General features: G+C 64.6%; 9 protein-coding genes. 4 read left to right on the forward strand and 5 right to left on the reverse strand.

All coding sequences use genetic code 11. The annotated features are described in order from the left end of the window. Nucleotides 1-35 precede the first annotated feature (35 nt). From D7325_RS09395 to D7325_RS09410, 4 genes are all read right to left on the reverse strand, one after another. Nucleotides 36-2,327, reverse strand: a complete 2,292-nt coding sequence (locus D7325_RS09395; RefSeq protein ID WP_120995295.1) for an Orn/Lys/Arg family decarboxylase — start codon at nt 2,325-2,327, stop codon at nt 36-38. Nucleotides 2,328-2,395: 68 nt separating this feature from the next. Further along, nucleotides 2,396-3,163, reverse strand: a complete 768-nt coding sequence (gene dnaQ, locus D7325_RS09400; RefSeq protein WP_120995296.1) for a DNA polymerase III subunit epsilon — start codon at nt 3,161-3,163, stop codon at nt 2,396-2,398. A gap of 12 nt (nt 3,164-3,175) precedes the next feature. Next, nucleotides 3,176-3,631, reverse strand: coding sequence for a ribonuclease HI (gene rnhA / locus D7325_RS09405; protein ID WP_120995297.1), 456 nt, complete (start codon nt 3,629-3,631; stop codon nt 3,176-3,178). An 18-nt stretch (nt 3,632-3,649) separates the two neighbouring features. Continuing rightward, a complete protein-coding gene (locus tag D7325_RS09410; RefSeq protein ID WP_120995298.1) occupies nt 3,650-4,405 on the reverse strand; it encodes a class I SAM-dependent methyltransferase in 756 nt (251 codons plus the stop codon). 94 nt (nt 4,406-4,499) lie between these two features. On the opposite strand from D7325_RS09410, the gene gloB reads away from it, so the two are divergent. Together gloB and D7325_RS09420 are read left to right on the forward strand one after the other, a co-directional pair. Then, the gene (gloB, locus tag D7325_RS09415) at nt 4,500-5,276 is read left to right on the forward strand and encodes a hydroxyacylglutathione hydrolase (RefSeq protein ID WP_120995569.1); all 777 of its coding nucleotides are present in this window, start codon (nt 4,500-4,502) and stop codon (nt 5,274-5,276) included. 101 nt (nt 5,277-5,377) lie between these two features. Beyond that, a complete protein-coding gene (locus D7325_RS09420) occupies nt 5,378-6,919 on the forward strand; it encodes a lytic transglycosylase (protein ID WP_120995299.1) in 1,542 nt (513 codons plus the stop codon). 2 nt (nt 6,920-6,921) lie between these two features. Here D7325_RS09420 and D7325_RS09425 read toward each other — a convergent pair whose 3' ends face one another. Further along, the gene (locus D7325_RS09425) at nt 6,922-8,367 is read right to left on the reverse strand and encodes an HDOD domain-containing protein (protein ID WP_120995300.1); all 1,446 of its coding nucleotides are present in this window, start codon (nt 8,365-8,367) and stop codon (nt 6,922-6,924) included. Between the two features lie 137 nt (nt 8,368-8,504). On the opposite strand from D7325_RS09425, the gene D7325_RS09430 reads away from it, so the two are divergent. Next, on the forward strand, nt 8,505-10,334 hold the full coding sequence (locus D7325_RS09430) for an extracellular solute-binding protein (protein ID WP_120995301.1): 1,830 nt from the start codon (nt 8,505-8,507) through the stop codon (nt 10,332-10,334). Beyond that, the gene (locus D7325_RS09435) at nt 10,334-12,193 is read left to right on the forward strand and encodes an extracellular solute-binding protein (protein WP_425452294.1); all 1,860 of its coding nucleotides are present in this window, start codon (nt 10,334-10,336) and stop codon (nt 12,191-12,193) included. Before D7325_RS09430 ends, D7325_RS09435 begins: the two co-directional genes overlap by 1 nt.

The following is a 12,193-nucleotide window of genomic DNA, read 5'->3' on the forward strand; positions in this document are numbered from 1 at the left end:
CCCAGCACACAGCTGGGCAGGCTGGAATCGTTTCGCTAACTGCCTGATGCGTCGGCAGATTTGGCACTCGCCCCGCCTTCGCTGATGCAGTCGACGGTAAACACGATCCGCCCGGTTTCGTCCGGGTCATCGCGCAATCCATGCACATCGGCATCGAACCCCGGAAACGCCTCGGCGAAACGCTGGGCGAACAGCAGGTAATCCTGGATCGAACGGGTCTGGGCGCTGAAACGCTCGCCCGGCATGATCAGCGGAATGCCCGGCGGGTATGGCACCAGCATGACGGCGGAAATGCGCCCTTCCAGGGCATCGATCGGTACGGCCTCGATTTCGCCGCGGACCAGCTTGTCGTACGCGTCCGCCGGCCGCATCGCGGGCTCCGGGAGGTCGGTGTACATCCGGCGCATCGCCTTGGCCGTGGCGTTTTCGCGGTAGCAATCATGCAGCGCGTCGCACAGGTCGCGCAGCCCCATGCCCTGGTACAGCGCGCCGCCCTTTTGGGCGACCGAAGGCAGGGCATCGCACAGTGGAACGTTCGCATCGTAGTGGCGCTTGAACTCCAACAACTCGGTCAGCAGCGTGCTCCACTTGCCCTTCGTGATGCCCATCGAGAACAGCACCAGCATCGAATACAACCCGGTCTTCTCGACGACCAGGCCCCGCTCCCACAGGAATCGACTGACCACGGCCGCCGGTATGCCCGTTGCGCCGAGCGAGCCCGACGCCGTCAGGCCGGGCGTGGCAAGCGTGACCTTGATGGGATCGAGCAGCACGTAGTCGGCGGCGACATCGCCGAAACCATGCCAGTCGGCTTCCGGCTCCAGCAGCCAGTCGGCGGTCGCCACGTCCTCGGCGCCGTCCGCCAGCGGGGGCTGCCAGATGCTGAACCACCAGTCGTGTTCGGCCAGGCTGCTACGCAGGTTCGCGAGCGCTCGGCGAAAGCTCAGGGCTTCGTCGAAGGTTTCCTGGATCAGCGACCGCCCGGCCGGGCCTTCCATCATGGCGGAGGCGACGTCGAGGGACGCCAGGATGCCGTACTGCGGGGAGGTCGAGGTGTGCATCATGAAGGCTTCGTTGAAGCGATCCCGATCCAGCCGATGCTCCTGGCTGTCGAGCACGTGGATCATCGAGGCCTGGCTGAACGCGGCCAGCAGCTTGTGCGTCGAGTGAGTGGTGAACACCAGCGGGCCTTGCTCGCGGGTATCCATGCCATAGCGGCCATCGTAGAACTCGTGGAAGGCCGCGTAGGCGTACCAGGCTTCGTCGAAATGCAGGACCTCGACGCTGTCGCCCAGCGTCCGCTTGATCAGGTTCGCGTTGTAGCAGAGCCCGTCGTAGGTCGAGTTGGTGATCACGGCGAGCCGGACCTTCGGCGGTCGCCCGGCGGTCAGCGGGTTGGCGGCAATTTTCGCTTCGATCGAGGCGCGGCTGAATTCGCCAAGCGGGATCGGCCCGATGATGCCCAGTTCGTTACGTGCCGGCGTCAGGTAGATGGGGATGGCACCGGTCATGATGATCGCGTGCAGGATGGATTTGTGGCAGTTGCGGTCGACCAGCACGATGTCGCCACGGGCAACCATTGAATGCCAGACGATCTTGTTCGCGGTCGAGGTGCCGTTGATCACGAAATAGGTGTGGTCGGCGCCGAAGTTGCGCGCCGCACGCGCCTCGGCGGCCGCCAGCGGGCCCGTGTGATCGAGCAGCGAGCCGAGTTCCGGGACCGATACGGAAAGATCGGAGCGAAGCGTGTTTTCGCCGAAGAATTGATGGAAGGCCTGCCCGACCGGGCTCTTGCGATAGGCCACGCCGCCGCCATGCCCTGGGGTGTGCCAGGAGTAGTTCGAATCCCCGGTGTGCTGAACCAGCGCGCGGAAGAACGGCGGCAGCAGCCCTTCGAGGTAGTTTCGCGCCGCGCGTGACACCTGGCGGGCCAGAAACGGCACGGTGTCCTCGAAGAGATAGAGCAGGCCGCGCAGCTCGTTCAGGTCGGCCATGGCCTCGGCGGGCGCGTTTTCGATCGTCACCTGCTCGCCCAACGCAAAGATCGGCAGTTTCGGTGCGCGTCGCCGCGAAACCCGGATCAGCTCGACGACGTCATGCAGCAGGCGGCGATTCTCGCCCGCACCCTCGGCGGCCACGAGGATGCAGGCAAGCGCATGGTGGGTGGAGGCGACGATGCGGCCTTCGGCAGAGCTGGCCGTGTGGAGGATGACGAAGCCCTCCTGCTCGAGCTCGGCGGCAATGCCGCGGATGCGCTCGCCAGCGACCGTGTCGGCCTTGATGTCCCGGTGGACGATGAGAATGGAGAACTTGAGGTCTTTGTACATGTAGCCGTCCTGAAGGGAGTCCCCTTCAGGGTAGAAGCTACAACGCCGGCCCGAAAGGCGCGTTCGGCTCAGGCCGGCTCGGCAACATCCTGCTGGCCGGCCGTCGCGGCCTGCTGTTCGAGCTGGACCCAGAGCGGCAACGCCCCCGCCGCCTTCTCGATCGCCGCCATGCGGGCGGCATGGGCGGCGAGTTCCTCATCCTTCGCGCGCAGTACGAGCGTACGGCGTCGATCGGCTGGCAGCCGGCGAATCGCCGTCGGGATCGCCCGGCCGCCGGCGTCCAGCTCGGAGTCGCCGGCCAGCGACAGGTGGGTCTGCCCGCCGGTCATCGCCAGGTAGACGTCGGCAAGAATCTCCGCATCGAGCAGAGCCCCGTGCAGATCACGCCCCGAGTTGTCCACGCCATAGCGCTTGCACAGTGCATCCAGGCTGTTGCGCTGGCCCGGATGGCGCTCGCGTGCCATCAGCAAGGTATCGAGCACAGAGCAGTGCTGCGCGATGTCGGCACGTTCCGACTGCCGCAGCAAGGAGAACTCGTTGTTGATGAAGCCGATGTCGAACGCCGCGTTGTGGATGATCAGTTGCGCGTCCTTGATGAATTCGAAGAACTCATCGGCGACCTCGCGGAAGCGCGGCTTGTCAGCCAGGAACTCATTGGTGATGCCGTGTACCGCGATGGCGCCCTCGTCGACTTCGCGGTCCGGCTGCAGGTACACGTGAAAATGCCGCCCGGTCAGGCGCCGACCGTTCAGCTCGACGCAACCGATCTCGATGATCCGGTGGCCGTCGGTGACCGGCATGCCGGTCGTTTCGGTGTCGAGCACTACGCTGCGCATCGATCGCTCTCTTTAAACAATGGGTTGTCGTTTGGCCTGTACCACGCCGCGATTGGCCAGCAGGTCGGCGCGCTCGTTACCGGGGTGCCCGTTGTGGCCGCGGACCCATTCCCAACTGACCTGGTGCCGACTGACCTGCTCGTCGAGGGCCTGCCAGAGGTCGGCGTTCTTGACCGGCTGCTTGGCGGCGGTCTTCCAGCCGCGCTTCTTCCAGTTCTTCAGCCATTCGGTGATGCCTTGCATCACGTACTGGGAGTCGGTGACGAGTCGGACCTGGCACGGGCGCTTCAGTTCGGCGAGCGCGCGGATGGCGGCCATCAGCTCCATCCGATTGTTGGTCGTCTCCGCTTCACCGCCCCACAGTTCCTTCTCGGCGCCCTTGTAGATCAGCAGCGCTCCCCAGCCTCCCGGACCGGGATTGCCCTTGCAGGCCCCGTCCGTGTAGATCTCAACGATGTCGTCGCTCATGTTGCGTTGCTGTCCCGCTCATTGCGTATCGCGCCTGCTGACCTTGGCGACCGGAAGCGGAATGAGCTTGCCGACCCGCTGCTGGCGCTGTTGCCGCAGTGGACGCAGGCCAACCGTCAACTTGCGTGCGGACAACAGATAGAAGCCACCTGTCGGCATCTGAACGCGCTGACCAAGCCGCTCCAGCCGGCCGAGGCGCGATTGCCACTGGCTTGAAGAAAGCGGCGGACAATAGCACCCGAACCGCCGATGCTCCAGCGCGAACCCCAGCAGACTGAACCAGTCTCCGACGCGTGACGCGCTCAGGCACTGGGCCTCGCCCAGGACCTCCTTGGAGAAGGCACGGCGCACACCCCACAGGCTCCACGGATTCAGCCCGACGATGAGCAGGTGCCCACCCGGCCTGACGGCACGGGCGGCTTCGCGCAGGACGGCATGCGGGTCGAGACTGAAATCCAGGCCGTGCTGCAGCACCACGGCATCGACGGCGTGCTCGCCGATCGGCCAGGCACTTTCTTCGCAGGCGATTTCCACCCCGGGCAACGGCGGCCCAAGCCTGACGACGCGCTTGATCTTCTTGAGGCTCAGCGACGCGTCCGCGAAGGGCGCGTAATGCAACAGATAGCTGCCGAAGCAGCGGGACAGCGCCTCCTCGAGCACGGGCGTCTCCTCGGCGAGCAGCTGGCTGCCCAGCGGGCCGTCGAACCATTGCCGTGCCTGTCGGACCAGGCCGAGCCAGGGTTCGTCGGCCTGTGCGAAGGGTTCATCGATCATGCTGGCCTCCTCCGTTCGTATGGCGAGACGATGCTTGCCCGATTCGAAACTGGGGTTAGGATGCCCCTTTGCTTCCGACTTGGCGACCCTGCTCATGCTCGACATCCAGGCCCTGCCCGCGTTCTCCGACAACTATATCTGGCTGCTTCAGGACACGCGGAGCCGACACTGCGCCGTGGTCGATCCGGGCGATGCCGGCCCCGTCATCGATTGGCTCGAGCGACATGCCGGCTGGCAGCTGACCGATATCCTCATCACCCACCACCACGCGGACCACACCGGCGGTGTCCCGGCCCTGAAGGAGGCTTACGGCGCGACGGTCCATGGCCCGCATAACGAGCGCATCGTCGGGGTCGATCGGCGCGTGCAGGGTGGCGATCGGCTGGAAATTCTCGGGGCTGCGTTCGAGGTGATCGCGGTGCCTGGCCATACGCTCGACCACATCGCCTATGCGAGCGTCGGCGCGGGCGGCTGGCTTTTCTGCGGCGATACCCTCTTCGCCGGCGGCTGTGGCCGGCTGTTCGAAGGCACGGCGGAGCAGATGCACGCCTCGCTGGAGCGGTTGGCCGCGCTGCCGGCGCAGACCCAGGTGTTCTGCGCGCATGAATACACCTTGTCCAACCTGCGCTTCGCCGTCGCGGTCGAACCTGACAACCCAGCCGTGGTTCAGCGGCTGCATTCGGTCGAGGAAAAGCGCGCCGCCGGGATGATCACGCTCCCCTCCACGCTCGAGAGCGAACGGGCGACCAACCCTTTCCTGCGGTGCGACCAGCCGGCGGTAATCGTCGCGGCCCGGCGCCATCTGGACGGCGACACCGAGTCGCAGGTCGCCGTCTTCGCGGCACTGCGCCGCTGGAAGGACCGTTTCTGAAACTTTGACCCATCGCCCGAAAATGGGCCGGTCAGCTTGCCCTTGGCCGAGTGCGTTTCTAGAATCGCGGCATTTTTACGTCCACGGAGACCCAGAAGCCAATGCCGCCAGCTCCAGAGGAACGCCGCGACAGGGAGGCTTTGGCAGCCTCCGGACGCGCCTTGGCACTTGCCCTGTGCATCGCATTGGCGGGTTGCCAAAGCGGTGGAACGCGCTCATCGGTCGATGACGACGCCATCGGCGCCTACACCGGCAGCCTCGAGCGAGAGCCGATCTGGCTGACGGATGCCGACGTCATCCAGACCCCGGCCTACTCCGACATCTGGGACCGCATCCGAGACGGTTTCCAGCTTCAGGAATACCTGGACGCCAACCCGCGTATCGAACAGCAACGTCTGTTGTTCGCCAGCCGCCCCGAATCGCTCGAAATCATCAGCGAACGCAGCGAGCTGTATCTGCACTACATCGTCGAACAGCTCGAAGCGCGTGACATGCCGCTGGAACTGGCTCTCCTGCCCGTCATAGAAAGTGCATACAACCCGTTCGCCTATTCGCCGGCCAACGCGGTCGGCCTGTGGCAGTTCATTCCGTCGACCGGCCTTCACTACAACCTGCGGCAGACACACTGGTACGACGGCCGGCGGGACGTCATGGCATCGACCAACGCGGCCTTGAACTACCTCTCTCGCCTGCACGAAATGTTCAATGGCAACTGGCTGCTCGCGCTGGCGGCGTACAACTCGGGCGAAGGCACCGTCAGTCGGGCGATCGAGCGCAATCAGCGACTCGGCCTGTCGACCGACTACTGGAACCTGCCGCTGCCGCGTGAAACAAAGGACTACGTGCCCAAGCTGCTCGCGCTCTCGCAGCTGGTCACCACGCCGGAAGCCTACGGCATCACGCTCAATCCGATCGCCAACGAGCCCTACTTCGCCGCCATTCCGGTCAAACAGCGCCTGGATCTGGCCCGGGTGGCCGAACTCGCCGACCTGGACGAAGAAGAGCTGTTCCAGCTCAACGCGGCCTTCACGCGCCGGATCACCCTCGACGGCCCCCAGCGCTTGCTGGTACCCAGCGACAAGGCCGAGCTACTCGCGGCCAACCTCGCCCTGATGAAGCCACAGCAACTGGTCGACTGGCAGGAGTACAAGGTGCGCCCTGGCGACACGCTCGCCGCCATCGCCAAGCGCTACGACTTGCGCGTCTCGACGCTCAAGGACGCCAACCGCCTGCGCAGCAACCACCTTGCCATCGGTCAGGTGCTCAGCATTCCGGCGCCCAACGGGGCTGCGACGACCCTGTTCGCCAAGGCGCCCAGCGCGCCACGCAGCTATCGCGTCAGATCCGGCGACAACCTCTGGGACATCGCGAAGAAGCACGACGTCTCGGTGCGTGACCTGCAGCGCTGGAACCGGTTGTCCGGCAGCAGCCTGAAAGTGGGACAGGCGCTGCTTCTGCAGGGCTCTACCCGTCAGACGGCCAAGACGAGCCACTCGCCGACCTACTACAAGGTGCGCAAAGGCGATTCGCTGTACGTCATCGCCAAGCGCTTCAAGGTCGAGCTCGATGCGCTGAAGAAGTGGAATCCAACGAGCGCTCGCCTGCTCAAGCCAGGCCAGATGCTGACGCTCTACCTTCCTTAGCCTCAGTCCCGTTTGCCGAGCGCTTCCAGGCAACGCCCCGTCAGTTGCACGAAGCGCTGGAACGCCACGAACTGCTCATGCTTGAGCGCACGGCCCGATAGTCGGCAATCTGCGTAGAGCACGCCGATCTTGCGCGTGCCGGACAACAGCGGCGCGATGAAGAACATGCCCTTGCCGATCGTGCGACGAATCGGTTCGGTGATGAGTTCGTCCAGACCGTAGCTGGCCGGAACGCCCATCCAGAGGGGCTGCCGATCCCGTAGGACGAAGCTGAAAATATCGGCCTGGCCGCTCGGATCCAGCGGCAGGTCGAAGCCTTCGGACCATTGCTCCGTGTTTTCGCCCATCACGCGACGGGCACGGAAGCGCCGCTGCCCGTCCGCGAGTACCGCCAGCATGACCCGCTCGAGCCCGACGCCATGATGCAGGCCACCCAGCGTCGTATCGAGGATCAGGTCGATCGAGCCGCGCGACGAGGCCATCATGCCGAGATCCTGCAAGGCGCGCTGCATCAGCACCAGGTCAGGCTGAAGCAAGCGCGCCCGCCGCTGTTCCTGCTGCAGTCTGATTTGCGCCGGATCGGTGTTGGGTATCAGCCGGCACAGGCGACTCGCGCCGAAGGTCGCCGCCACATCCACGGCCTCGTCCGCACTGGTGAGGATCTGCTGCAGCGCCTCCTCGCGCGACACGCCGATCAGCCGTGCCGTTTCGTCGATCAACGGCTCCATCGCCTCGCATTCCCAACCTTGCAGTGCCGCCTCGCTGATGCGCACGCCAAGACTGATGCAGCGCAGTGCCGGGTCGTCGATGCGCGCCGTACCAGAGGCCAGGCTGGCGAGCTCGCCCAGGTTCCAGCTGCGGATAAGCCCTTGGGTCAGCTGCCGGAACCCAACGCCGAGAATCCGCTGCACCGCCTCGTCGCGGTCTTCGCCCGGTCGATCGAGCGCCTGCGCCAGTTCGTCGGCCTGCTCGCCGCCACAGCCCCAGATGGCAAGCTCGCCCAGGTTGTGCAGCAGCGCGGCAATGAACACCTCCTCCTGATTGCGCGTGAGCACGTAGCCGGCGATGTTGCGTGCCTGTACCGCGGCATGAAAGGAGCGCGCGAGCAGCTCCTGTAGCTGTTGCCGCGGGGCGCGTGTCAGCAGGCCATCGATGAGCGTGACCGAAAGGCTGATCAACCGGACGTTCTCGAAACCGATCAGCACGATGGCGCGCGAAATGGTCTTGATCGGCTCCCGCGAGGGGTTGTAGTAGCTGCTGTTGCCGACCCGCAAGACGTTCGACGTCAGGGCCGCGTCGCGCAGCAGCACATCGGCCAGTTGCTTGACCGACGAGTCCTGCTCCTGCGCCACCCGTTGCAGCTCCACCACCACGGTGGCCAGCGCCGGCAGCTCGGCTTGATTCAACCGCTCGAGCCATGCCTCGAGGTCATGACAACGCTCACTCAAATGGAAATCTCGACGCTGAGGGTGGCTGGAATTTGATGGCAGTCTGCCCAGAGGGCCGACCTTTTTCCAGCCTGATCAAGCTGCTACTGTACCGCCCCAACACCGCGAGCCGCCCCTTGGAGCGGATTACCTGTTTGATGCGACGTTTTCTTCTGTTCCTCACAAGCGTTCTCGTCAGCCTGCCTGCTGCGGCCTCGCTCGTCGAAAGCCACGGGTTTGCGCAGTTCGGTCTTCTGAAATACCCATCCGGCTTCACCCACTTCGACTGGGTCAACCCAGAGGCCCCCAAGGGGGGCACCGTTCGTCTGATGGCGTCCGGAACCTTCGACACGCTCAATCCCTATACCTTCAAAGGCACGAGCCCCAGCGGAACGCCGGGCTTTCTCGATTACGGCATTTTCGAGCTGAACGAGCCGCTGATGGTCGGAAGTGGCTTCTATGATCCGTCCGGCGACGAACCGTCCTCGAGCTACGGCCTGATCGCCCGCTCGGTCGAGTACAGCGACAACAAGAGCTGGGTGGTCTTCAACCTGCGGCCCGAAGCGCGCTTCCACGATGGCAAGCCGATCACCGCCTATGACGTCGCTTTCTCCTATCGCACCCTCGTTGCCGATGGCCACCCGCGTTACCGCACCGATCTGGCCGGCGTGCAGCGGGTCGACATTCTCAACCGACACCGCATCCGCTTCGTCTTCGACCGCCCGAACAATCCACAACTGATCATGCGCCTGGGCGAGCTGCCGGTGTTGCCGCAGCACTACTGGCAAGGGCGCGACTTCGCCGCGACTACCTTCGAGCCGCCGCTGAACAGCGGCCCGTATCGCATCACCGAGGTCCAGCCCGGTCGTCGCCTGGTGTTCGAGCGCGTCAAGGACTGGTGGGGCGCGGACCTTCCCGTCAACCGGGGCAAGTACAACTTCGACCGCGTGGTGGTCGACTTCTACCGTGACAACACCGTCGCGTTCCAGGCCTTCAAGGCCGGCGAATTCGACTTCTACATCGAGCATCAATCGAAGAACTGGGCGACGGGCTACCAGTTCCCGGCCGTGCTGCGCGGCGACGTGATCCGGACCGAAATACCGCACCAGATCCCGACCCAGACCCAGGGCCTGTTCATGAACAGTCGTCGTGCGCCATTCGACGACGTCCGGGTGCGCGAGGCGCTGGGCATGATGTTCGACTTCGAATGGACCAACCGCGCCCTGTTTTACGGCGCCTACGAACGCAGCCAGAGTTACTACCCGAACAGCGAGTTCGCCGCGACGGGGCTGCCCAAGGGGCGCGAATGGCTGCTGTTGTCGCCGTATCGTCAGTCCCTGCCGCCGGCGCTGTTCACCGAGCCGTTCGAGCTGCCCAAGACGCAGGGTCGTGGAATTCCGCGGGACACCTTGCGCAATGCGCTCCACTTGCTCGGCGAGGCGGGATGGAAGCCGTCCGGCCAGGTGCTGCGCGATGCCGAAGGTCGGCCGCTGACCTTCGAGATCCTGCTGGTCAACCCTGGGCTGGAGCGCATTCTCCAGCCGTATGCGGAAAATCTCGCCCGGATCGGTATCGAAGCGCGCCTGCGCACCGTCGACCGCGCCCAGTACAAGCATCGGCTCGATCACTACGATTTCGACATGATCCTGATGACGCTGCCGCAGAGCCTCAGCCCAGGTCTCGAGCAATGGCTGTACTTTCATTCCAGCCAGGTCGACGTCAAGGGCGGGCGCAACTATGCCGGTGTCGAGAACCCCATCGTCGATGCGCTGCTGACGAAGCTGCTGGCCGCCCAGACCCGGGACGAGCAGGTCGCAGCGGCCCGGGCGATCGATCGTGTTCTGCTGTGGAACCACTACATCATCCCGAACTGGTACATCGATCACCATCGACTGGCCTACCGGAACCGCTTCGCACACATCACCACGCCGCCGTTTACGCTAGGGTTGCGGGCCTGGTGGTTGAAGAACGAGGAGAAGGCTCCATGATGACTTCCGCTTGGCTGCGCGGGCTGGCCGTGGCCGCCTTGCTGGCGCTGGGCACGGCCGTTCAGGCTGCACCCCAACACGCGCTGACGCTCTATGGCGAGCCGCCCAAGTACCCGGCCGACTTCCACCACTTCGATTACGTGAATCCCGACGCCCCGAAAGGCGGCCTCTTGCGCCAGGCCGGGTTCGGCAGCTTCGACACGCTCAACCCATTCATCAACCGTGGCGTACCGGCCGAGGACATCGGCCTGATCTACGACACGCTGACCGTCAGCAGCCTCGACGAGCCCTTCACCGTGTACGGGTTGCTCGCCGAGACGATCGAAAAGGCGCCCGACAATCGTTGGGTACGTTTCCGTTTGCGGCCCCAGGCGCGCTTTCATGACGGCGAGCCGGTCACCGCCGAAGATGTCGTCTTTACCTTCGAAACGCTCATCAGCCAGGGTCAGCCGCTCTACCGCGTCTATTACGCCGACGTAGAGAACGTGGTCGCCGAGGATCGCCTGACCGTCCGTTTCGACTTCAAGAACGGCGACAACCGCGAGCTGCCGCTGATCCTCGGTCAGTTGCCGGTCCTACCGAAGCACTGGTGGGAAGGCCGCAACTTCGAAGAGGGCAGCCTGGACATCCCGTTGGGCAGCGGACCCTACCGCGTCGAACGCGTCGAACCCGGCCGCACCATCCACTACGCACGCGTCGAGGATTACTGGGGCAAGGACCTGGCGGTCAACCGCGGCTTCTATAACTTCGATCGCCTCGTGTACGACTACTACCGGGACAACACCGTCGCGCTCCAGGCGTTCAAGGCCGGCCACCTCGATTTCTGGCTCGAGACCAGCGCCAAGAACTGGGCCACCGCCTATGAGGTACCGGCCGTGCTGGACGGACGCATCGTCAAGGAGGAAATCCCGAACCTCAGTCCGACCGGGATGCAGGGATTCGTCTTCAACGTGCGCCGCCCGCTGCTCCAGGATCGTCGCGTGCGGGAGGCGCTGGCCATCCTGTTCGACTTCCAGTGGACCAACCAGCACCTGTTCAACGGCGCGTACACCCGCACGCAGAGCTATTTCTCCAATTCCGAACTAGCCTCGAGCGGCCTGCCCAGCGAGGAGGAGCTGAAGCTGCTCGAACCGCTACGCGGCAAGATTCCCGACGAAGTCTTCGAGAAGCCCTTCACCCTGCCGGTGACCAACGGCAACGGCATCATTCGGGACCAGCAGCGGCGTGCCTACCAGCTGCTTCTCGATGCGGGCTGGAAGATCGAGAACGACCGCATGGTCGATCAGAACGGCAACCCCGTTAAGCTCGAATTCCTGCTCGTCCAGGCCGATTTCGAGCGGGTCCTGCTGCCCTACAAGCGAAACCTCGCCGACCTAGGCATCGAGCTCGAGATCCGTCGCGTGGACGTCTCGCAATACATCAACCGGTTGCGCTCGCGCGACTACGACATGATCGTCGCCGGCTTCGGCCAATCCAACTCGCCCGGCAACGAGCAGCGCGAGTACTGGCACTCGACGAGCGCCGACAACCCGGGCAGCCGCAATTTCATCGGCCTCGCGGACCCGGCGATCGACCAATTGGTCGACAAGCTGATCGCCTCCGATTCGCGCGAGGAGCTCATCACCCGTGCCCATGCCCTCGATCGCGTGCTGTTGTGGGGACACTACGTCGTGCCGAACTGGCACATAAAGACCTGGCGCGTGGCGTACTGGAACCATCTGGAGCACCCGCAGACCACGCCGCCTTACGACCTTGGCCTCATGACCTGGTGGCACCAGCCCGACAAGCCGGTACCGCGCATCGAGCCGGATACCGAGACGGCCGAGCCGGTGGACGAGCCGTCCGAGGAGAGCCGCTAG

The sequence above is a fragment of the Stutzerimonas urumqiensis genome (assembly GCF_003640395.1).
GTDB lineage: Bacteria > Pseudomonadota > Gammaproteobacteria > Pseudomonadales > Pseudomonadaceae > Stutzerimonas > Stutzerimonas urumqiensis.